22 protein-coding genes, 1 tRNA gene, 1 pseudogene and 1 riboswitch are annotated in these 21,734 nt (G+C 63.4%); of the genes and pseudogenes, 14 read left to right on the forward strand and 10 right to left on the reverse strand.

Translation table 11 applies throughout. From position 1 onward, the window contains the following. Window positions 1-3 precede the first annotated feature (3 nt). On the forward strand, window positions 4-480 hold the full coding sequence (gene fabZ, locus G7077_RS00180) for a 3-hydroxyacyl-ACP dehydratase FabZ (RefSeq protein ID WP_166409968.1): 477 nt from the start codon (window positions 4-6) through the stop codon (window positions 478-480). Here the strand turns inward: fabZ and G7077_RS00185 are convergent. The 4 genes from G7077_RS00185 to G7077_RS00200 all read right to left on the reverse strand — a co-directional run bounded on the left by G7077_RS00185 (window position 470) and on the right by G7077_RS00200 (window position 4,679). Beyond that, window positions 470-1,174, reverse strand: a complete 705-nt coding sequence (locus G7077_RS00185) for an ABC transporter ATP-binding protein (protein ID WP_166409969.1) — start codon at window positions 1,172-1,174, stop codon at window positions 470-472. The two genes, fabZ and G7077_RS00185, sit on opposite strands and share 11 nt — an antisense overlap. Continuing rightward, window positions 1,171-1,962 (reverse strand): FecCD family ABC transporter permease, encoded by a 792-nt coding sequence (locus G7077_RS00190; protein ID WP_166409970.1) that lies wholly within the window; start codon window positions 1,960-1,962, stop codon window positions 1,171-1,173. The genes G7077_RS00185 and G7077_RS00190 overlap by 4 nt, the downstream gene beginning before the upstream one ends. A gap of 160 nt (window positions 1,963-2,122) precedes the next feature. Then, window positions 2,123-2,866 (reverse strand): ABC transporter substrate-binding protein, encoded by a 744-nt coding sequence (locus G7077_RS00195; protein WP_166409971.1) that lies wholly within the window; start codon window positions 2,864-2,866, stop codon window positions 2,123-2,125. Beyond that, entirely contained in the window at window positions 2,835-4,679 is a 1,845-nt protein-coding gene (locus tag G7077_RS00200) for a TonB-dependent receptor plug domain-containing protein (protein WP_166409972.1), read from the reverse strand. The genes G7077_RS00195 and G7077_RS00200 overlap by 32 nt, the downstream gene beginning before the upstream one ends. Before the next feature lie 95 nt (window positions 4,680-4,774). Then, window positions 4,775-4,912, reverse strand: a riboswitch (cobalamin riboswitch). Between the two features lie 103 nt (window positions 4,913-5,015). On the opposite strand from G7077_RS00200, the gene rpmE reads away from it, so the two are divergent. Together rpmE and G7077_RS00210 are read left to right on the forward strand one after the other, a co-directional pair. Next, the gene (gene rpmE, locus G7077_RS00205; RefSeq protein ID WP_166409973.1) at window positions 5,016-5,246 is read left to right on the forward strand and encodes a 50S ribosomal protein L31; all 231 of its coding nucleotides are present in this window, start codon (window positions 5,016-5,018) and stop codon (window positions 5,244-5,246) included. Window position 5,247: 1 nt separating this feature from the next. After that, complete coding sequence (locus G7077_RS00210; RefSeq protein WP_166409974.1) at window positions 5,248-5,805, forward strand: GNAT family N-acetyltransferase; 558 nt, start codon at window positions 5,248-5,250, stop codon at window positions 5,803-5,805. Here G7077_RS00210 and G7077_RS00215 read toward each other — a convergent pair. Continuing rightward, the gene (locus G7077_RS00215; RefSeq protein ID WP_166409975.1) at window positions 5,783-6,973 is read right to left on the reverse strand and encodes an acyl-CoA dehydrogenase; all 1,191 of its coding nucleotides are present in this window, start codon (window positions 6,971-6,973) and stop codon (window positions 5,783-5,785) included. The genes G7077_RS00210 and G7077_RS00215 overlap by 23 nt on opposite strands. A gap of 71 nt (window positions 6,974-7,044) precedes the next feature. Next, window positions 7,045-7,134: transfer RNA gene (locus G7077_RS00220), tRNA-Ser, on the reverse strand. Window positions 7,135-7,295: 161 nt separating this feature from the next. Here G7077_RS00220 and G7077_RS00225 point away from each other — a divergent pair. The 11 genes and pseudogenes from G7077_RS00225 (at window position 7,296) to mazG (ending at window position 16,260) form a co-directional block, all read left to right on the forward strand. Next, window positions 7,296-8,345, forward strand: coding sequence for a lytic murein transglycosylase (locus G7077_RS00225; protein ID WP_246167235.1), 1,050 nt, complete (start codon window positions 7,296-7,298; stop codon window positions 8,343-8,345). Window positions 8,346-8,417: 72 nt separating this feature from the next. Next, a pseudogene (locus G7077_RS00230) lies at window positions 8,418-9,595 on the forward strand (D-alanyl-D-alanine carboxypeptidase family protein). Further along, entirely contained in the window at window positions 9,592-10,224 is a 633-nt protein-coding gene (gene tmk / locus G7077_RS00235) for a dTMP kinase (protein WP_166409976.1), read from the forward strand. Before G7077_RS00230 ends, tmk begins: the two are co-directional and overlap by 4 nt. Further along, the gene (locus G7077_RS00240) at window positions 10,221-10,883 is read left to right on the forward strand and encodes a hypothetical protein (protein ID WP_246167236.1); all 663 of its coding nucleotides are present in this window, start codon (window positions 10,221-10,223) and stop codon (window positions 10,881-10,883) included. The genes tmk and G7077_RS00240 overlap by 4 nt, the downstream gene beginning before the upstream one ends. After that, window positions 10,880-11,191, forward strand: coding sequence for a hypothetical protein (locus tag G7077_RS13970; protein WP_246167238.1), 312 nt, complete (start codon window positions 10,880-10,882; stop codon window positions 11,189-11,191). The genes G7077_RS00240 and G7077_RS13970 overlap by 4 nt, the downstream gene beginning before the upstream one ends. Before the next feature lie 32 nt (window positions 11,192-11,223). Beyond that, complete coding sequence (metG, locus tag G7077_RS00245; protein WP_166409977.1) at window positions 11,224-12,726, forward strand: methionine--tRNA ligase; 1,503 nt, start codon at window positions 11,224-11,226, stop codon at window positions 12,724-12,726. Then, the gene (locus G7077_RS00250; RefSeq protein ID WP_166409978.1) at window positions 12,726-13,505 is read left to right on the forward strand and encodes a TatD family hydrolase; all 780 of its coding nucleotides are present in this window, start codon (window positions 12,726-12,728) and stop codon (window positions 13,503-13,505) included. The genes metG and G7077_RS00250 overlap by 1 nt, the downstream gene beginning before the upstream one ends. Further along, complete coding sequence (locus tag G7077_RS00255) at window positions 13,502-14,269, forward strand: MBL fold metallo-hydrolase (RefSeq protein WP_166409979.1); 768 nt, start codon at window positions 13,502-13,504, stop codon at window positions 14,267-14,269. The genes G7077_RS00250 and G7077_RS00255 overlap by 4 nt, the downstream gene beginning before the upstream one ends. Further along, window positions 14,266-14,847: a retropepsin-like aspartic protease family protein gene (locus G7077_RS00260; RefSeq protein ID WP_166409980.1), complete on the forward strand. Its 582-nt coding sequence runs from the start codon at window positions 14,266-14,268 to the stop codon at window positions 14,845-14,847. Before G7077_RS00255 ends, G7077_RS00260 begins: the two co-directional genes overlap by 4 nt. Beyond that, window positions 14,844-15,431, forward strand: coding sequence for a retropepsin-like aspartic protease family protein (locus G7077_RS00265; RefSeq protein WP_166409981.1), 588 nt, complete (start codon window positions 14,844-14,846; stop codon window positions 15,429-15,431). The genes G7077_RS00260 and G7077_RS00265 overlap by 4 nt, the downstream gene beginning before the upstream one ends. Window positions 15,432-15,534: 103 nt before the next feature. Then, a complete protein-coding gene (gene mazG, locus G7077_RS00270) occupies window positions 15,535-16,260 on the forward strand; it encodes a nucleoside triphosphate pyrophosphohydrolase (RefSeq protein ID WP_246167463.1) in 726 nt (241 codons plus the stop codon). On the opposite strand, the gene hflX is transcribed toward mazG, so the two are convergent. Genes hflX through G7077_RS00290 form a run of 4 tightly spaced genes read right to left on the reverse strand, consistent with a single transcriptional unit; the run spans window position 16,239 to window position 21,706 of the window. Next, the gene (gene hflX, locus G7077_RS00275) at window positions 16,239-17,546 is read right to left on the reverse strand and encodes a GTPase HflX (protein WP_166412220.1); all 1,308 of its coding nucleotides are present in this window, start codon (window positions 17,544-17,546) and stop codon (window positions 16,239-16,241) included. The two genes, mazG and hflX, sit on opposite strands and share 22 nt — an antisense overlap. Further along, window positions 17,543-18,028 carry an RNA chaperone Hfq gene (gene hfq / locus G7077_RS00280; protein ID WP_166409982.1) on the reverse strand — a complete coding sequence of 162 codons (486 nt, stop codon included), beginning with the start codon at window positions 18,026-18,028 and terminating at the stop codon, window positions 17,543-17,545. The genes hflX and hfq overlap by 4 nt, the downstream gene beginning before the upstream one ends. 18 nt (window positions 18,029-18,046) lie before the next feature. Beyond that, entirely contained in the window at window positions 18,047-19,426 is a 1,380-nt protein-coding gene (gene ntrX / locus G7077_RS00285) for a nitrogen assimilation response regulator NtrX (RefSeq protein WP_166409983.1), read from the reverse strand. A 24-nt stretch (window positions 19,427-19,450) separates the two neighbouring features. After that, complete coding sequence (locus G7077_RS00290) at window positions 19,451-21,706, reverse strand: sensor histidine kinase (protein ID WP_166409984.1); 2,256 nt, start codon at window positions 21,704-21,706, stop codon at window positions 19,451-19,453. Window positions 21,707-21,734: the final 28 nt, after the last annotated feature.

Here is a 21,734-nt window from a genome sequence, read left to right on the forward strand (position 1 = left end):
CGAATGGCTGATGAGGTTGTGACCGCTGCCATTGGTCCGCTGGATATACGGCGGGTCATGGCGGCGCTTCCGCACCGCTATCCAATGCTGCTGGTCGACCGGGTTGAAGAGATCGTCCCCGATCAGTCGATCAGCGCCATCAAAGCGGTGACGATCAACGAGGATTTCTTCAACGGTCATTTTCCTGGCCGCCCCATCATGCCGGGCGTGCTGATCGTCGAGGCGCTGGCGCAAGCTGCCGGCATTCTCGCGGTGGAGAGCCTTGGCCTCGCGAACTCCGGCAAGCTCGTCTATTTCATGGCGATCGAAAATGCGAAGTTCCGGGCGCCGGTTGAGCCGGGCGTGCTGCTCCGGCTCGACGTCGAGTTCGTCCAGAAGCGTACCAGCGTCTGCAAGTTCACTGGCCGCGCCAGCATCGATGGCAAGCTCGCGGCCGAAGCGAGCTTTACGGCGATGATCGCCGACCCGCCTAGCGCTTGATTGCCCAACCGGCGGCGCCTTCCTCTACCCGGAAGCAGGTGCTGAAGCCAGGGTCGCCAATGACCTCGGCCGGGGCGCCGTCCAGAAGGACCGAGCCTTTGTCCATGACGATGATGCGGCTGAAGCGGTCAAGCTGATGAAGGTCGTGCAGCGCGACGAGCGCGGCCGTTTCCGAGGTGATCTGTTCGGCCAGAACGTCGAGCGTCCGCAGCGCCCAGTAGGGTTCCAGGTTCGACAGCGGCTCGTCGAGCAATAGCAGCCTTGGGCGGGTCGCGAGGGCACGCGCGAGAAGCACGCGCGAGCGCTCGCCGGTCGATAGCTGATTGACGGGGCGAGCCGCCAGTCCATCCAGATCTAGCAGGCCAAGGAGGTCGGCAACACGCCCATAATCCGGCGCGGTCAGCCCCAGTGCAATGGTATCGCGAACGCTGATCGGCCAGGGGACGTCCCTTGAGGCCGGCAAATAGCTTAGAAGCTGGGACTTGCGGGCAGGCGGAGCAGCGCTGAGCTTTTCACCTGCGATTTCCAGTGTCCGGGCACTTCCGTCGATGCCTGCCACGACGCGAAGAAGGCTTGTCTTGCCGCCTCCGTTCGGCCCGATAACACCGACGAATTCTCCCCCGGGCACGTCCAGATCGCTGCGGTTCAGCCGACCCGGGATTTGTGCATCAACAAGGCGCAGGACTGGTGTCATGACGCCACCTCGCGCCGCATCGTCACGACGATCCAGATGAATAACGGCGTACCGAGGGCAGTGGTGAGGACGCCCACGGGAATCGGGCGTCCCGCTGGAGCGAGCCGCAGCGCAAGATCGGCAAGAAGGAGAAGCAACGCCCCAATCAACGCGGCCGGAAGCAGCGCCCGGCCCGGATGACCGCGGCTGATCCGGCGTGCGACAAAGGGCGCGATCAGGCCAACGAAGCCGATGCTGCCGCACACCGACACGCAGGCGCCGACCGCCACCGCCGTCAGGAGCACGACTTCAACTCCGATCCGTCGTGGATGGTAGCCCATCGACGCCGCGACATCTTCCCCAAGCGCCATGACGTCGAGCGCACGAGCCCGCCGCAGCATCAGGGTGCAAGCGATGCCCGCCGGGATGAGCGCCGCCGCGGCCTGTGGTAGACTGCGATCGACGAAACTGCCCATCAGCCAGTCGAAGGCGTCGTAGAAGGCGAAAGGAGAGGGGGCGAGGGCAAGCAACAGGCTGGTCCCGGCACCACTCGCCAACGCAATTGCGAGCCCGGCCAGCAACATGGTTGATGTCTCCGCTCGCCTGCCCGCGAGCAGTAGTAGAAGAAGCAGCGCGAGCAGCGCACCGGCAGCACCAAAGGCGGTGAGCAGCAAGGGATCGCTAAGACCAAGCCAATAGGCGCCGAGCACGGCACCGAGAACCGCTCCGCCACTGGTGCCGGTCACGTCCGGCGAACTCAGCGGATTGGCGAACAAGGCCTGCAAGGCCGCGCCGCTGATGCCCAGCACGGCGCCAAAGCCTGCCGCCAACAATGTCCGGGAAGTCGTATTTCGGTGATCAGCAGAGTGACAAGACCAGGGTCGCTGCGATGCAATTCGGCGAGCGGCCCTGCAGGGGTCAGCAGATGGACGGCTGCCAACACAAACAGTCCGACGAGAAGCACAGCCCTCATGGTGCAGCCCGTCGCAATCGCTCGATCTCCGGGATCATCAGCGGACCGAGGCACGTCCAGACGCGGCCGTCAGCCGTTAGACGAACCGCCCGAAGTTTGCGGACGATCGGATGCTTCACCCAAGCCGCGCCAGCTGACACCTGCCCGCTGCGATAATTGCTTTGCACCAGGACGGCGGGAGGTCGCGTCAGCAAGGTCTCGAGCGTCGCCCGCCCACCCGGGAGTAAGCGCTGCCGCAGCCCGGCAAGTCGTAGCCAGGAGATTGCAGGCGATCCCTCTTGCAGTGAGCGGCCGCCGCCGCCGAGAAAGATCGCATCCCGGCTCGACCGCGGCTCGGCTGCCTGGAGCGCGCGCAGCCGCCGGACCCATGGTGCCGCGCGTGCCGGATCGCCAATCGCCGTCGCCACCCTGGTCAGGTTGGTTGCCACATCTTCGACGTTGGCTGGCGGCGGCACGTCGAGTGTTCGCATCTTCAATCGACGGGCGATCAGCGCGCTGGCCCGGCCGCCGCCACCCATCGTGAGCAGCAGGGTCGGGCGATGCTTCAAGACCTGTTCGACGCCTCCATAATTGGCAGGGACGGGTGCCGCCGCCCGCCAAAGCGGTGACTCCAAGCGATCCTTTGACAGGTAACTGACGCTGGCAATCTCCTGCGGTCTGGCCAGCAGCAGGAGATATTCGTCGGTGCAGAGGTTCAGCGACGCGACCCTAACGGCGAGAAGCAAAGCGGAGACCGACATGCACGCTCCTTCCCTCGGTGCGATAGCCGAAGACGTCCTGATGCCGGTCACCGAACGCATTGGCAAACCGCGTGAACAGCTCGACCTTTCCACCCACTCGGTAGGCTAGACGGGCATCGGCGAGCCAGTAGGGCTGGAGCCGAACGCTGCGGGCGGGGAAGCTGTCGAAGTCCGTGTCGGAACGCTCCCCGGTGTAGGCGATGGCTGCGCCATAGCTGAAGGCACCGCGGTTGCCGTCCAGCGCCACCGAGCCGCTGTGCCTGGGTCTGCGAACTTCTCGAACCTGGAAGCCCGCCGCCGTATCAGGCTGTGTCGCCTTGAGGTATGCGTAGGTGGCGGTCAGGCGAACCACGTCGCCGAAGCTGTAGCCGACTTCCGCCTCAACGCCCTGCCGCCGGCTCTTTTCATCGCTGTTGGCGGTGCTTGAGAGGAAGGTGGTACTGTCGAACGTATCAAGGATCTCGTTGCTCAGCCGCTGCCGGTAGACGGTAAGGCCGCCCCGCAGCGCACCGCGCTGGTAGCGAAGCGACAGTTCGGCACCGCGGGAGCTTTCCGGCTTGAGGCCTGGATTGCCGACGAAGGAGCCGGGAAAGAAGCCATAGAGATCGAAGAAGCTCGGCTGGGCGATGCCTTCGCCATAGGAGGCAGCAAGCGAGAAGCCGCCGCCGAGCTTGCCAAGAAGAGAGGCGCGCAAGGTGGTCGCATCATCAAAGCGTGAAAAGAAGTCGCGGCGCACCGCCACGTCGGCGGTCACTGCACCCGCGTCAGCCCGCCACTCGCCCGTAACAGCCTGATGCTTGCGGTCGCGATCTTGGTTGGACGCTCCACCATACACGAGGTCGCGGGCGCTAAAGTCTTCCTTTTCCAGTTCGGCGGCACCGATCAGCAGGTGTTGGACGCCGCCTGTCGAAAGGCGATGTTCAACCTGGCCCGACAAGGTCGCCCGTTTGCCGCGCGTCCTGTTGATCTCGTCGCCCGCAAGTAGGTTACGATTGCTGGACCGCAGCAAGGAAGCAGAGAACAGGCCGCGTGTTGCCGCGTCCTTGCTACCTAGCTCCGTCCAAAGGCGTCCGGCAGCCAACTTGTTGCGGGTGCTGTCGAGCGTATCGGCATGAAGAAAGGTTACTGGGCTGTAGCCGTCGAATTCGCTGCGGCCCGACAGAGCGAAACCGCTTGCGCCAAGTTGGATTGCGTCTGTCGGCGACCAAGCCGCACGCGCCCGGCCCGAAAGGTTGCGATAGCCGTCGCGGTCACCATTGCCGTCGAAGCTGTCGATCCCGCGCGCCCGTTGCCAACCGATTGCTGCCGAGAGATTGAGGTCCTGGCTCGCCTGTGACGCCTGGACGGCGGCACGGCGAAACCGGAACGAGCCAGCCTCGGCCAACGGCGACAACTGGTCTCGGTTCGCGGCCGAGTCGACCGCCACGACGCCGCCGATCGCTTCCGAGCCCCACAAGGCCGACTGGGGCCCGCGCACCACCTCCAGGCGGGAGAAGAGGTCGCCGTTGAGCAGCTCGAAGCGGGGGATGTTGCCTGCTGCCGGGTCGTTGGCGCGAATGCCTTCGATGAACAGCAAGGTGTGGTTCGCTTCGGCCCCGCGGATACGGACCTCGGTTAGCGAGCCGGCTGGTCCCGAGCTGGCGACCGAAACGGATGGAGCCTGGCGCAGCAGCACGGGGAGCAGGGGCTCGCCCAGTCGTTCGATGCGGGTACCGTCAACGACAGTGACGCTTGCAGGGCTATCCGCCTGCGCTTCGGGAACGCGCGAGGAGGTGATGACGATGTCGGCGGTCTGAACGGGGAGTGCTTGCACGGCGAAAAGATTCCTTCTGTTGACGACCAATGCCGTCACAGAGGGAACGAGGCACGCGCCCGACCCACGCCCCCACGGTTGACCCCGACCGGGAAGACGGACGACGGACCAAGGCAAGTTCCTGACTTCGCCTTCAAATCGAAGGCTCACAGTTGCGGGCACAGCGCCGGATTTCCGCCGGCTTCCTTCTTAGCCGCTGTCTTCACAGCGGGACCCTGATCCTGCTTGCTGCACTGCGGCAGGACGCGAAAGCTTGTCAAGGAGCGGCGATTTACGTAAGGGCGCCCCGCACTTGGCAGCTGGTCGGAAACCAGCGCCTAATCCAAGGAAATTCAAATGAAGTCCGGTACCCACCCCGATTATCACACGATCACCGTGCAGCTGACCGACGGCACCTCGTTCCAGACCCGCTCCACCTGGGGCAAGGAAGGCGACACGCTGCAGCTCGACATTGATCCCAGCGTTCACCCGGCATGGACCGGCGGCAACACCAAGCTGCTCGATCAGGGCGGACAGGTTGCGCGCTTCAACAAGCGCTTCGGCGGGCTGACCCTCGGCAAGAAATAAGATGATCCGCTCGGCTCCGAGGCTGGAGACCGAGCGGCTTATCCTCCGCTCCTTCGAGAAATCAGACCTCGACGCTCATGCGGCAACGCTGGGCAATCCCGATGTCGTGCGCTTCATCGGTGGCACCCCGCTCGGCCGGGAGGATAGCTGCCGCCGTATGATGTCAGGCGCCGGCTGCTGGCCGCTGCTCGGGTTCGGGATCTGGGCGGTGGAGAGCAAGGCCGATGGCCAATTGGTCGGCCATTGCGGCTTCTTCGATTATCAGCGGGAGCTGGAGCCCGCGCCATTCGACCTTCCTGAGATGGGCTGGATTTTCGATCCGTCTGTTCACGGCAAGGGCATCGCATTCGAGGCTTGTAGCGAAGCCTTGGCATGGGCCGACCGACACCTCGATGCTGAGGCGACCTGGGCAATGATCGTGCCGGGCAACGAGCCCTCACGACAGCTGGCACTTCGTCTTGGATACCAGCAAATCGCCGACGGCAATTATCGCGAGGAGCGATGCTGGCTATTCCGTCGCTTGCGTCCCGAAGCGTCTAGAACGCCGCCAAACCGGTAATGGCGCGCCCGATGATAAGGGCATGGACGTCATGCGTCCCCTCATAGGTGTTCACCGTCTCAAGGTTCGCCGCGTGGCGCATGACGTGGAACTCGGCGGTGATCCCGTTACCGCCGTGCATGTCCCGGGCGATGCGTGCGATCTCCAGCGCCTTACCCGTGTTGTTCCGCTTGATGAGGCTGATCGTCTCGGGAATCAGTTCGCCAGCTTCAAGCCGCCGCCCAACCCGGAGCGCGGCCTGCGTACCAAGCGCGATTTCCGTTGCCATGTTGGCAAGCTTGAGCTGCACTAGCTGGTTGGAGGCGAGGGGACGGCCGAACTGCTTTCGGTCGAGCGTATATTGGCGCGCCGCGGTGTAGCAGGCCTCCGCCGCCCCCATGACCCCCCAGCCTATGCCGTAGCGGGCGCGATTGAGGCAGCCGAACGGACCTTTCAGTCCTTCAACTTCGGGGAACAGCGCGTCCTCCCCAACTTCGACACAGTCCATGACGATCTCGCCTGTGATGGAAGCACGGAGTGACAGTTTCTCCTTGATCGGCGGAGCGGTAAGCCCGGCTGCACCCTTTTCGATAAGGAATCCGCGGATCTTGCCGCCATGTGCTTCCGACTTGGCCCAGACGACGAAGACGTCGGCGATGGGTGAGTTGGTGATCCAGGTCTTGGCGCCGCTGATGCGGTACCCTGTCGGCGTCTTCTCCGCCCTAGTCCGCATGCCCGCCGGATCCGATCCCGCATCCGGCTCCGTCAACCCGAAGCAGCCGACGATCTCACCCCGGGCTAGGCCAGGAAGATACTTCCTTTTCTGGTCCTCGGAACCATAAACCGAGATCGGATACATGACGAGGCTTGACTGAACCGACATGGCCGACCGGTAGCCGCTGTCTACACGCTCCACGGCCCGTGCGATCAAGCCATAGCTGACATAGGCAAGACCGGCGCCGCCATATTCCTCCGCCACCGTCGCGCCGAGCAGCCCAAGCTCGCCCATCTCCCGCAGGATCTCGCGATCGAAATCCTCGTCCAGATAGGCCCGAGTTACCCGTGGCTGCAGCTTTTCCTGAGCATAGCCCTCCGCCGTATCGCGAACGAGCCGCTCTTCGTCGGTCAATTGCTCATCGAGGCCAAAAGGATCGGCAAAATCGAACGGCAGAATGGCAGGCTCGGCCAAGCGAGAGCTCCAGTGATGGTGAGAATGGCGCCTCTTACCGCCCCGGCGTGGAGGGCGCCACCCCGGCACTTTGGCGGATGGGGTGGGATTCGAACCCACGGTGAGCTTGCACCCACGGCGGTTTTCAAGACCGCTGCCTTAAACCACTCGGCCACCCATCCGCGCCGGTGAGCGCTATCGCGCCCCGAGCCGGAACGTGCAAGCGGTCCGATGAACCCGGCTGGCGCTTCGGGTGTTTTCTCCCCTAGGCTGCAGACGTGAGCAGGAGTGAGGCGTGCATTGGATGATTAGCTGGCTGGTTTCAGCGTGGGTTGCGTCGTCCATGACGCAGACCATGCAGCAGGCGGCTCCCGCTTCGCGCCCGGACCTGCGTCCATCGGCCGTGCAGACCACTGCCGCGCCGGCGGTCCAGCCGGCGGCGCCGACGGGCTTTGAAGGGTACAAACGCGTTCTTGCCGCACGCGCACTTCGGGAGGGCGTTCGGCCGCAAACGGTTCAGAACTATGTCTATTCAACCCGGCTGAACCAGCGCGCGATCGACCTCGACAAGGGCCCGCAAAACATCAGCTATTCCAATACGATCTCGCCATTCGCTCCTTACCGGCGGGAGCATGTGACACCTTCGCTGATCGCGCGGGGTCAGGATCGCTACAGCCGGTATTATCAGCACCTGACGGCCATGCAGGCGCGTTATGGCGTCGACCCGGCGGTGATGATGGCGATCTACGGCCATGAGACCAGCTACGGCAGCTTCACGGGCGGCTTCGACCTCCTCGATGTGCTTGCAAGCCTGGCTTACGACGGTCGCCGCCGCGAGCTGTTCGAAAGCGAGTTCGTCGGCGCGCTGAAGTTGCTCGACATCGGCGTGGGACGCGGTCGCCTCAAAGGCAGTTATGCCGGCGCCACCGGATATCCGCAGTTCATGCCCACGGTAGCACTTCGGCTCCGCGCCGATGGCGACGGCGACGGCTATGCGGATTTGTGGAACAATGAGGAGGATGGCCTCGCGTCGATCGGCAATTACCTTCGTGATGCAGGCTGGAAGCCGAATGTGCCTTGGGGTGTCGCGGTGCAGGTCCCTGCAACGTTGAACCGAGCCGCGATACGATCGACGCTAAGGCCGCAACGCTGCCCCCGCGTCTACCAGCGCCATAGCCGCTGGCTTACCATGCGCGAGTGGCGGGGCCTTGGCTTGCTGCCGGTGAGAGCGACTCTGCCGGACAATGAGCTGGCGACGTTGATCGAGCCGGATGGGCCGGGGCAAACCGCCTATCTGCTGACGACGAACTATCGCGCCATCCTCGATTACAATTGCTCGAACTTCTATGCCTTGTCGGTGGGCTTGCTTGCGGATGCGATTGCCCGCCGCTGACCCCTCGCACTCCGTCACGGGTGCCGCTACACCAGTCATGCACCCTCATCTCAAAGGATCCCATCGGGCATCATGAAGCGTAACCTTTTGCTTGCCACCGCCGCGCTGACGCTCCTGACGACTGCCGCGCCCGCGCGTGCGCCGCAGTTCGAGACTACGGCAAAGGTTGCCTATCTGATCGACCTGTCATCGGGTGCCGTGCTCTACGCGAAGAATGCGGACGTCCGCATGCCGCCCGCGTCCATGGCCAAGATGATGACATCGGAGGTGGCGTTCGAGCTGATCGATCGCGGCCAATTGCCGCTAAACAAGATGTGCACCGTTCGGCCGGAGACTTGGCAGAAGTGGCATGGACCCGCCGCCGGGTCGACCATGTTCTTGTCGGCGAAGGAGCAGGTCAGCGTTGAGAATCTTTTGCACGGCATCGTGACCCTGTCGGGCAACGATGCGTCGGTGGTGCTCGCCGAATGCATCGCGGGAACCGAACAGGCTTTCACCGACCAGATGAACGCATTGGCCGCCAAGCTCGGCCTCACCAATAGCCATTTCGGAACGGCCAATGGATGGCCGGACGAGGGGCGGACTTACGTCACGGCGCGTGACCTGGCGACGCTCGCCCGAGCGACCATCGAACGCCACCCCAAACTTTACAAGCAGTTCTACAGCCAATCGAGCTTCACTTGGGGCAAGACGCTGGGCGCAGGCGCCAACATCACGCAGGCCAATCGCAACCCGATCCTTGGCAAGGTGGCGGGCGCGGACGGGCTCAAGACCGGTCACACGGAAGAGGCGGGCTATGGATTCACCGGTTCGGCAGAGCAGAACGGCCGCCGCCTTATCGAGGTGCTTGCTGGGATGGGGAGCTGGAACGAGCGGGTCGACCAGTCCACCCGGCTGATCAGCTGGGGCTTTGCGGCATGGCAGGCCAAGCCGATCTTCCAGCAGGGCGCCAAGGTCGGTTCGGCCAAGGTGCAGCTGGGGGCGATGACGAAGTCGACCTGGTCGCGCCGCGGAACATCGCCGTTACCGTGCCCGCGGGTCTTGCGGCAGGTCAGACGAAGCTCAGCATTCGTTATCAGGGTCCGCTCAAGGCGCCCATCAAGAAGGGCGATCATGTTGCCGACCTCCTGATCCACACCGGCGACACGACGCCTCAGGTGATGCCTTTGGTAGCGGCGGCTGACGTGGATGAGGCCGGCCTGTTCGGGCGCATCTGGATCGGGTTCAAACAGCTCTTCGGCATGGCGTGAGCGCCCGCGGCCGGTTCATCAGCCTTGAGGGCGGGGAGGGAGTCGGCAAGTCGACGCAACTCGACGCGCTCCGCCACGCTTTGGAGGGCAGGGGCCTTCAGGTGGTCACCACGCGTGAGCCGGGCGGCAGCCCTGGTGCGGAAGCGATCCGCGACTTGCTGCTGAAGGGTGACGAGGCGCGCTGGAACCCGCGGGCCGAGGCTTTGCTGTTTGCAGCCGCCCGTTCCGATCACATCCAAAAGACGATCGTGCCCGCGCTTCAGCAGGGTCAGTGGGTAATCTCGGATCGTTTCCTTGACTCCTCGCTTGCCTATCAGGGCGAAGCGGGCGGCCTCGGCATCGAAGCCGTTCGCGATCTTCACCGCTTCGGAAGTCTGGACTTCCTGCCCGACCGCACCCTGATTTTGACGTTGGAGGTGGGGGAAGCAGCGGCGCGGGCGCGGGTTCGTGATGGGTCCGCCGGCGACCGTATCGGCTCGCGGCCCCCAAGCTATCATGCGGCGGTGGATGCGGGGTTTCGGACGATGGCCGCGAAAGAGCCCGGACGCGTCAGGCTGGTCGACGCTGAAGGCTCACCCGCAACCGTAACCGCGCGCCTGCTCTACGCGCTCGGCGATCTGCTGCCGTGATCCTGGGTCAGGAAAGGGCGGTCGAGCTTTTTTCCTCCGCCTGGGCCAGGCGCGTGCTTCACCATGCCTGGTTGCTTGCCGGACCTCGGGGGATTGGCAAGGCAACCTTTGCCCGCCTCGCAGCCACGCGGGTGTTGGCCGACGCGGCGGGACCCGCGCCAGACCTGCCGAACCTCGAAACGCCGGAAGATCACCCGATCGCCAAGCTGGTCGATGCAGGTAGCCACCCCGACCTGCGCTGGCTCGAGCGGTTGGAGAATAGCAAGACCGGCAACCTTTACCGCAACGTCAGCGTCGACCAGATCCGAAGCCTGGGCGATCTTGTCGGCACCACACCGTTCATGTCGCCGTGGCGCGCGGTGGTGATCGACTCCGTCGACGACCTGGAGGCATCCGGCGCGAATGCTCTCCTGAAGATGCTTGAGGAGCCTCCCCCAACACCTTGTTCCTGCTGGTGGCTCACGCACCGGGCCGCCTGCTTCCAACGATCCGATCGCGCTGCCGCCGGCTGGATTTCCACACGCTTACTGCTGACGTCATGGCGCCAATTCTGGAGCGTGCGCTCCCCGATGCGCCTGTGGCGGAACGCCAGCGCGCAATTGCCCTTGCAGGTGGGTCGGCCGGCCGTGCGATCGCGCTGGCATCGCTGGATCTCGTGAAGCTGGAGGACAAGGCGCTACAAATCCTCCGCCGAGGCGATCCGACAAACGCCTACCGCTCCGAGCTGGCGCAGGAACTTGGCAAGCGAGGCGCAAGCGAGCGTTATACCGCCTTCCTCGATTTGCTTCCGTCCCTTGTCGCGCGCGAAGCACGGCAATTGACCGGCAGCGCGCAGGAGCGGGCGCTCGACGCCTACGCCCGCGCTCGTGAGCTCAGCGTGGTCGCCCCCCGGCTGTCGCTCGATCCCGCCGCAACCGTTTTCGAGCTCGGCGGAATTCTGGACTCGGTTGCACGCCCGCTTCCTTGAAGCCCGGCACGGCGGCGGCTAGGGCGCTCCTCATGGCCGATCCCTTCTACGTCACGACTGCCATTTCCTACCCGAACGGTCGCCCGCACATCGGTCACGCTTACGAAGCGATTGCAGCGGACGCGATCGCCCGTTTCCAGCGTGCGCAGGGGCGCGACGTTCGCTTTCAGACCGGCACCGACGAGCATGGCCTGAAGATGGCTCAGGCAGCTCGCGCCGAAGGTGTGGAGCCTCGAGCATATGCTGACAAGATGTCGCTTGTCTTCAAGGAGATGTGCGACACACTTAACATCTCCTACGACCGCTTCATCCGTACGTCCGATGCCGATCATTACCGGGCAAGTCAGGCCATCTGGTCGGCGATGGCGGAGCGGGGCGACCTTTACCTGGACCGCTACGAAGGCTGGTACTCAGTTCGTGACGAGGCCTTTTACGACGAAAAGGAACTGACCGTCGGGGAGGGGGGCGAGAAGCTCTCCCCGCAAGGCACACCGGTGGAGTGGACGGCCGAAGAGAGCTGGTTCTTCCGGCTGTCGGCCTACCAGCAGAAGTTGTTGGATCACTACGCCGCCAACCCCGGCTTCATCCAGCCGGAAAGCCGTCGCAACGAGGTTCTGCGCTTCGTTGAAGGAGGTCTGTCCGACCTGTCGATTTCGCGAACCAGCTTCGATTGGGGTGTTCCCGCGCCTGATAGTCCCGGGCACGTCATGTACGTCTGGCTCGACGCGCTGACCAATTATCTGACGGGCCTCGGCTATCCGGACGGTGGCGAGCTGTTCGACAAATATTGGCCCGCCAATATCCACCTGGTCGGAAAGGATGTGGTTCGTTTCCACGCGGTCTACTGGCCGGCTTTCCTGATGTCGGCCGGCCTGCCTTTGCCGACGACCGTTTATGGCCATGGCTTCATGCTCGTGCGTGGCGAAAAGATGTCGAAAAGCGTGGGCAACGTGGTTGACCCATTCACCATGGCTGAGCGTTACGGAGTAGATTCACTTCGCTATTTCCTGCTCCGCGAGGTCACTTTCGGGCAGGACGGGAGCTATAGCCACGAGGCGATCGTCAACCGCGCCAACGCCGAGCTCGCCAATAGCTTCGGCAATCTGGCGCAGCGCACCTTCTCGATGATCTACAAGAACCTGGACGGCGCTATTCCGGCGGCCGGACGAGCCCCGGAAGACGACGTATTGCTCCGCGCGGTGAGCAATGCGGTCGAGCGCGAGATACCGGACGCCTTTCAACGGCTGGCCTTCTCGCAAGGGATCGAAGCCTGGATCCAGGCAGTGTTCGCCTGCAACGCCTATGTCGATGCAATGGCGCCCTGGGCACTTCGCAAGAGCGACCCGAATCGAATGTCGGAGGTGCTGGGGACGCTGGTGGCCGCCATTCGTCCGCTAGCCCAGGCGATCGCGCCGATCGTCCCTGAATCCGCGCAGAAGATCATCGACCTCATCGACAGCGGTGCGGACGGCTCCCCGATCGGGCAACCGCAACCGGTCTTCCCGAGGCTCGAGCTGGAGGCAGCGGAAAGCTGATGCTCGTCGATAGTCACTGCCACCTCAATTACCCGGGTTTGATCGAACGCCAGGACGAGGTGCTTGGCGCCGCGCGAAGCAGGGGGGTCGGAGCCTTTCTCAACATCTCCACGCGCCAGAGCGAATGGGGAGACATTCTCGGAACGGCCGAGCGCAACACCGACGTATGGGCCAGCATCGGCGTCCACCCTCATGAAGCGGACTCGCATCCGGACCTCGGCGCATCGGCCCTTGTCGAAGCGGCGACGCACGACCGCGTCATCGGTATCGGCGAATGCGGTCTCGACTATTTCTACGACAAGTCGGATCGGCAGGCTCAGCGCGAACGCTTCAGCGCGCATATTGAGGCGGCACGCGCCACCGGATTGCCGCTGATCGTCCACACGCGGGATGCGGAGGAGGATACGGCGGAAATCCTGACTGCCGCTGTGAAGGAGGGCGGCGTAGCCGGAGTCCTCCACTGCTTCACAAGCAGCGAGAAGCTCGCCCGTGCGGCCCTCGACATCGGCTTCTACATCTCGCTGAGCGGCATCGTCACGTTCAAGAATGCGCGTGAGCTTCAGGAAACGGCCAAAATGATCCCCGCCGATCGTCTGCTGGTCGAGACGGATGCGCCGTTCCTCGCACCGGTCCCCAACCGCGGCAAGACGTGCGAGCCGGCTTTTGTCGCCGACACGGCCACCTTCGTCGCCGAGCTTCGCGGCGAACCGCTGGACCAGCTTGCCGACGCCACCACCGACAACTTCTACCGTCTGTTCGCCAGGGCCACGCGCCCGTGAAGGTCCGGATCCTCGGGTGCGGCACGTCCACCGGGGTTCCCAACCTGCGCACCGGCTGGGGCGAATGCGACGCGAGAGAGCCGCGCAACCGCCGAACCCGTGCCTCCATTCTCCTGGAAAGCGGTGGAGAGCGGCTGCTCGTCGACTGCGGACCCGACCTTCGCCAGCAATTGCTCGACGCCGACGTTCACCGCATCGACGCGGTGCTCGTCACCCACGACCATGCCGACCATGTGCATGGCATCGACGACCTTCGACCGTTGGCGCAGTGCCTGAAGCACCCGATCCCGATCCATGGTCGGGCCGCGATGCTCGACCAACTGGTCGGCCGCTTCGCCTATGCCTTTGTTCAGGCCGGCTATTACCCGCCAGTCGCGGAGCCGCGGCCAGTCGAGCGGGAGCTTCGGTGCGGAGAGGCGACCCTGCGCTTCGTCGATCAGCCGCACGGCAATATCACGTCACTCGGCATACGCGTGGAGGAGGGCGGCCGGTCGCTTGTTTATGCAATCGATTACAACCACATGACCGATGACATGATGGCGCTTTACCAAGGTGCGGAGGTGATGATTTCCGACTGCCTGATGCGGAAACCGCATCCTACGCACGCTCATCTTGACGGCGTGCTGGGCTGGGCGCGCGATCTTGGAATCGGTCAACTGTTCCTCACTCACATGGGCAACAGCCTGGATTACCAAAGCCTGCTGAACGAGCTGCCCGACTGGGCCGCGCCGGCACACGACGGTCTCGAACTCACGCTGGCATGAACAACGACGCGCCAAACGTCATTTATCTCGTGCTATTGCTCGTGCTCGTCGGCAGCTCGCTGCTGACACGACAGATCGCACCGGGCAAGGCGATGAAGATGGGCCTGGCCTGGGTTGCTATCTTCGGCCTGATCTTCATCGTCGTCGTATTCCGCAACGATTTCGGCGCGCTTGGCTCACGCTTGCGGGCGGAAGCAACGGGAAGTCCGGTAACCAACGGCGCAACCGTTCGCATTCCCATGAGCAGCGACGGTCATTTCTGGGTCGAGGGTGAGGTCAACGGCAAGCCGGTTCGCTTTCTCGTGGATAGCGGCGCTACGATTACGACGGTAACGCAGGCTGTGGCGGAGGTTGCCGGCTTGCCGATCGGCTTCCGGGCGGAGGCGGTGGAGACCGCCAATGGAACGGTAGTGATGAGGAAGAGCAGGGCGGAGAGCCTGCGAATAGGCGATATCGAACGGCAAGGCTTCGGAATGGACGTCAACGCCAACGACGATACCAATGTGCTCGGCATGAACTTCCTCTCGTCACTGTCCAGCTGGCGCGTTGAGGGGCGCTTCCTGATGCTGACCGCATGACCAACGGGCTGCAGTTCGGAAGCCTGTACATCCTCATTTCGGTGCTGCTGGTTTCGGGCGTGCTGATGAGCAGAAGCGGGCGTATCGGGCGTGCAGTCGTTGCCGCGTTTGGATGGTTGGTGGTGTTCGCGGCGGGTTTCGTGCTGTTCAGCTTCCGCGACGATCTCGGCATGGTCGCGCAGCGACTGAAGTCGGAAGCGACCGGTGTTCCTGTGCGACAGGGCACCACGGTACGGGTCCCGATGGCGATCGACGGCCATTTCTGGGTCAACGCATCGGTCAACGGCCAGGAGGTTAGCTTTCTTGTCGATAGTGGCGCCACCATGACCACGATCGGACCGCTTACGGCGCGGCGTGCACGGCTTCAGGTCAGCCCAAAGGCGGACCAGTTGGTACGGACGGGCGCAGGCGTGATCAAGGTTTCTCGCGCTCGGGCCGATGAAGTGGAGGTCGGCAGCATCCGTCGCTCCAATGTGGCGATGCACGTCGCCGCCGGCGAGAATGTGAACGTGCTCGGCATGAACTTTTTGTCGACCTTGAGCCGCTGGAGCGTCGAGGGCCGCTGGCTGGTGATGACCTCCTGAATGTGGGAATACTTTACATAATGCATATTATCATACTTGCAGGTGCGAGAGAGTCGATGCCGGTTTGGAGGTCCCTGTGAGCATTGATCGTCTCGTCGACATCATGCGACGGCTCCGCGACCCGGTTACCGGCTGCGAATGGGATATGGTCCAGACCTTCGCAACCATTGCGCCCTACACCATCGAGGAAGCGTACGAGGTTGCCGACGCGATTGAGCGCGGCGACATGGCCGACCTCAAGGATGAGCTCGGCGACCTTCTGCTTCAGGTCGTGTTCCACAGCCGCATGGCCGAAGAAGCCGGCCTGTTCGACATCGGCAATGTTGCCGATGCCATCAGCGACAAGATGGAACGCAGGCATCCGCACATCTTTGGCGATGCTCCAAACGGCGGACATCATCTGTGGGAACAGGTGAAGGCCGACGAACGCGCGTCGAAAGGCGCGCAGAGCGCTCTTGATGGTGTAGCCATTGGCTTGCCCGCATTGATGCGTGCCGAAAAGCTCCAAAAACGGGCCGCGCGCACGGGGTTCGACTGGCCCGACCCGTCAGGACCCCGCGCCAAGATCGTGGAAGAGCTTGAGGAACTCGATGCCGAGCAGGACCGCGAGCGCCAGGAAGAAGAACTCGGCGACCTGCTTTTTGCCGTCGTCAACTTAGCACGGCATCTTAAGATCGATGCCGAAGAGGCGCTTCGGAAAGCCAATCGCAAGTTCGAATGCCGCTTCCGAGCGATCGAGAATGAACCCGGCTTCAGCTCACTGGATCTCGATGCCAAAGAGGAGTTGTGGCGTCGGGCAAAGCTGGATCAAACCGGCTCTGTCGACTGAAATCGCGACCAATTTTCGTCGGACAACCGCACGGTCAAACGGATTTGGTTACCCTCTACCTCTTGGTCGAGCACTTCACCCCGCGCGTGCAGCCAGGCAATGCGCGCACCCTCTGACGTGCCCAATCTGACCTCCCGAACCTGCTCGCCTTTGCGAAGCATCTCAGCCATGCGTTCGCGGAGCTGATCGATGCCGTCGCCCGTGAGCGCTGAGATCGGCACCACGTCGTCCCGGCGAGCCGCTTCGTTGAGCATGGCGTCTCGCTCCTCGCTTCCAAGAAGGTCGAGCTTGTTCCAGGCCTCGATCCGCGCCGGGGCCCCCTCCTCTTCCAGGCCGAGTGACTTCAGCACGTCATTGACGTCTTCCAGCTGCGCCTCATGGTCAAAGTGCGCCATGTTGCGGACGTGAATTAGCAGGTCCGCAGATGCGACTTCTTCCAAGGTCGCCCGGAAGGCGGCGATCAGCTCCGTAGGAAGGTCCGAGACGAAACCCACCGTGTCCGACAGAATGACCTTGTCGAACCCTGGCAGCCGGACGTCGCGCATGGTCGGGTCGAGAGTTGCGAAGAGCAGGTTTTCGGCGAAGACCTGATCGCCAGTCATCCGGTTGAATAGGGTCGATTTGCCCGCATTGGTGTAGCCGACAAGCGCGATTACCGGCCATGGCGCGCGCTGCCGCCGGTCGCGGTGAAGCGCCCGGGTGCGTTTCACCTGCTCCAATTCCTTGCGGATTCGGGCCATTCGATCGCGGATCATGCGCCGGTCGGCCTCGATCTGGGTTTCGCCAGGACCGCCGAGGAAGCCGAAGCCGCCGCGTTGCCGCTCAAGGTGGGTCCAGCTGCGCACCAGTCGGCCCGCCTGATAGTCGAGGTGCGCGAGCTCGACCTGCAATCTACCTTCAGCCGTGGCGGCGCGCTCCCCGAAGATTTCCAAGATCAAGCCAGTGCGGTCGATGACTTTGCAGTGGCTTTCCTGCTCAAGATTCTTCTGCTGGACCGGGGTGAGTTCAGCGTCGACGATCAGCAGCTTGGCGTCATTCTCTTCAGCAAGCTTCGCCGTTTCCTCCACCTGTCCCTTTCCAAGCAGGGTCGCAGGTCGCAGCGTCCGCAACCGGAAGCCACGACGGCCAACCACCTGAAGGCCGATCGCCTCCGCAAGGCCCGTTGCCTCGTCAAGACGCGCTTCGGACGAGCGACGGGAGCCATCCCCGGAGCGCTCCGGCACAACCACGACCGTGCGCTCGCCGCGAGCGACCTCGATCGCGCCATTGCCGTCGAACCCGGTCAGGCGTCGTCCTCCCCGTCATTTTGCCCGAGATTCAAAGGATGCGCGGGCTGCAGCGTGGAAATCGCATGCTTGTAGACCAGTTGCATCTGCCCGCCCCGTTCAAGGAGAACGGAAAACTGGTCGAAGCCAGCCACGCCGCCTTGCAGCATGACGCCATTGACCAGGAACAAGGTCATGCCCTCGTTGTCGCGCGCTGCCGCCGACAGGAACAAATCCTGCAGCACCGCCTTGCTACCGACGTCGACATGCACCTGTGCAGGGGTGAACTCATCCGGCACGAAGGACGGCATGATAGTCGATATCGAATGTTTGTAGACCAGCTGTGAGGCGCCGTCGCGGCGAAGCAGCAGCGAAAAGGCATCAAACCAGGTGACGATTCCCTGCAGCTTGACGCCCTTCACGAGGAAGATCGTCACCGGCACCTTGCCGCGGCGCACGCTGTTGAGGAAATGATCCTGTAGGCTCAGGCTTCTTTCGGCCATTCTATTTGCCGTCCCTTTCTATTCTTCGTCGTCCCTCTTCTCACCAATCCCGAGCGCCTTCAACTTACGATGGAGTGCCGAGCGCTCCATGCCGATGAACGAGGCGGTGCGCGAGATGTTGCCGGAGAAGCGGCGGATCTGAATTTTTAGATATTCGCGTTCGAAGGACTCGCGCGCTTCTCTCAGCGGACTGCCCATGATCGACATGGTCGAGCTGCTGACCGCAAGTGAGCCCTGCGATTCCACCAACTCCGGAGGCAAGAGGTCGAGGTCGATGGTAGTGACGTCGCTCGGTGCGAGAATGATGGTTCGCTCGATGATGTTGCGAAGCTGCCGAACGTTGCCGGGCCAGTCATGCGCCTGCAACGCCGCCATTGCCTCGTCCGACAAGGCCGGGGTGGACAGCCGCCGTTCGGCCGCGAAACGAGCGAGAAAGTGGTTGGCGAGTTCGGGGATGTCTTCCCGCCGCTCACGGAGCGCCGGAAGCCGGACCGGCACCACGTTCAGGCGATAATACAGATCTTCCCTGAAGCGTCCTGCGGAGATCTCGTCCGCCAGGTTGCGGGAAGTTGCCGAAAGTACCCGCACATCGACCTTCACCGCCCGCTGTCCGCCGACCCGGTGGAAGCTTTGGTCGGTCAACACTCGCAGGATCTTCGCCTGGGTGGTCAGCGGCATGTCCGCGATTTCATCGAGGAACAAGGTGCCGCCGTGCGCCTGCTCCAGCAGCCCGGGCCGGGCCACGCCATCCGTCTCGCTTCCGAACAATTCCTCTTCGACCCGCTCGGGGCTCATGGTCGCGGCGGACAAGACGATGAACGGGGCGTTGGAACGCGGGCTCCACTGGTGGATCATGCGGGCGGCAATCTCCTTGCCGACGCCCGCCGGACCGGTAACCATCACCCTGCTGCCGGTTGGTGCCACGCGCTTCAGCGTCGCCCGCACCGTGTTGATGGCGACGGAGCTGCCATTGAGCTGATCGTCTTGACGAGCCTGCTGCCGAAGACTGGCATTCTCACGCTTCAGTGCCTCGGTCTCCGTCGCACGGCGCACGAGATAGATCAGCCGGCCGGCCTCGAACGGCTTCTCTATGAAGTCGACGGCCCCTTCCCTCACCGCTGCGACGGCCGTGTCGAGATTGCCGTGCCCGGAAATCAGAAGCACCGGAATCGAAGCGTCCCGGCGTTTGATCTCCTGCAGAAGTTGCAGCCCGTCGAGCCGTGAGTCCTTCAACCACACGTCGAGCAGGACCATGGAGGGCCGGCGTTCCTCGATGGCATCGAGCGCGCCGCTGCTGTCGGCCGCGGAGCGAACGCTATAGCCTTCATCCTCCAGCACGCCCGCAACTAGGTCGCGGATGTCCGCCTCATCATCGACGACGAGCACTTCAAGCGCCATGCAACCGGCTCCTAGAATATAGGGTCATGAGTAATCTTGGGGTGCACGGTCGTTGTCCGAACCAGGTTCGGACAACAGCCGCGACAATTTGTCAGTATCGAAGGCGATCCGAACACGGGTCCCACCGCCCGGCCGATCGTGGAAGCCGATCTCGCCCTGATGTTCTTCGACGATTTTCTTGACGATTGCGAGGCCGAGACCGGTCCCCCGAACACGCGTCGTCATATAAGGTTCGGTCAGCCGCTCCCGCTCTTCGGGCAGCCCGACTCCGGTGTCGAGCACTTCAATCACCAGCTGTCCGCCTTCTTCGCTGACCTTCAGGTCGATACGGTCGCCCGCCAAGCTGTGCTCACCGCGATTTCGTCTGGATTCAATGGCTTCCACGGCATTCTTGACGACATTGGTCAACGCCTGGCTGAGCTGTTGGCGATCGCACACCATCGCGAAACAACCCTCCGCCGGCTGCAGCGTGAATTTTAGAGCTGGGTGCGCGACCTCATGGAGAAAGAGCGCGTGCTTCGCGATGTCGTGGACATTCTCCTCGCGAAAGACCGGCTTGGGCATGCGTGCGAAGTTGGAAAATTCGTCGACCATCCGGCGCAAGTCACCGACCTGCCGAACGATGGTGCCGGTCAGCCTCTCGAACGTTTCCTTGTCGCTCTCGACCTCCCCGCCGAATCGCCGCTGCAGCCGCTCGGCCGCTAGCTGGATCGGGGTGAGCGGGTTGCGAATTTCGTGGGCAATCCGGCGCGCAATGTCCGACCAGGCGGCGTTACGCTGATCCGACAATTGCTCGGTGATGTCGTCAAAGGTCAGCACGGCCCCGTCGCGATAGCGGACGCGCTTGACGGCAAGCGTGCGCTGACCCGACCCGGAGTCCACCAGCACGTCGGCCTCGGGACGGTCCCCACGCATGAAGTTGGCTAGATCCTCGGACAGGTCCGGCAGCGGCGTGCCTTCGATCTCCTCCCCGCCCCGGTGCAGAAGAACGCTCGCGGACCGGTTGATCAGCAGGACGCGATTGTCGGTATCCAGCGCAACAACCCCGGCGGTGACACTGGAAAGCACCGCCTCAATGAAGGCGCGGCGGGTGTCGAGCTGCGTGTTGGCGCTGCGCAGAGCACTGGTCTGCTCCTCGATCCGGCCAGTCATGCGATTGAACGCCGTCGCCAGCGTCTCGATCTCATCCTCGGTCTTCTCGACTTGCACCCGGGCAGTGAAGTCGCCCTCTTCTACTCGGCCCGCAGCCTCGACCAACTGCCCCATCGGCCTGACAAGCCGGTCCGCAAGCTTGAGCGCCGCAAAGATCGCTAGGCCAACGATGACCACCGCTCCCAGCAGGAGAATGGCGTTGAAGCGAAGCTGGTTGGTTCGGGATTTGACCTGAAGGGTCTGATAGTCCTCCAGCACGTCGCTCGCGCGCTCCATCTGCGCCTGCATCTCGCGGTCCACCCAGCGTGACGCATAAAGGTAGGTGTCCGGGCCCGAACCAAGGCGGGTCAGAACCGAAATCCGGTTGGGTGTCTGGGCATCGACGCTGCTGCCGGCGGGCTCATTCTTCAGCCGCTCGGCCGCGACATGGATACGGCGAGGGTCGATCATCCCGACATAGCCATTGATGACCGCCAGGCTTTGCGGCTGGCTGTCAGGGCCGATCTTCAGCAGTGCCGCCTCGTTCAACGACCGTAGATACGCCTGCTTGGCCAGTGCTTCCTGGAACAGGGGATCTTCAATCGTGGTTTGCTGAAGATAACCAGCGACGTCCCCGGCCATCGGCACCGCGTCCGAACCAAGGCGTGCAATCTCGAGACGATAGGTTGTGCGCGCCACTTCGACTGTGTTCTCAAGCATTCCCCGCGCGCGGCCCGAGAACCAGAACTCGAGCCCGCTCTGCAACAGCAGCGAGGCAAAGATCACGACCGTAACCGTGGGGATGGCGGCGATGGCGGAAAACAAGGCGACGAGGCGCGTATGAAGCCTGCCGCTGCCAAGGCCGCCAAGCGCCGCCCTCTGCAATGCGACCTTGCGCGAGAACAGCACCATCAGGGCCACGGCCGGAATGAGGTTGGCGACCAGCAGAAGCGCGATCAACGGTGGCTTCAGGAGGGAGCCAGGCTCGCTCTGCCGGCTGAGCAAAGCGTAGCTGCTGATGGCAACGATGATGAGAACGAGTGTTGCGCCGGGAATGCCGAAACGGTCGACCGGTGCTCGGATCAGGTCGCGCGGTGTCCGGCGTTGCCCCTCGTCAGGCAGACCCGAATCTCCCGTGCGCGCATCCATTCAGCGCCCTCTAGCACGAGCGTTGCTG

The organism is Sphingomonas piscis (assembly GCF_011300455.1).
GTDB lineage: Bacteria > Pseudomonadota > Alphaproteobacteria > Sphingomonadales > Sphingomonadaceae > Sphingomicrobium > Sphingomicrobium piscis.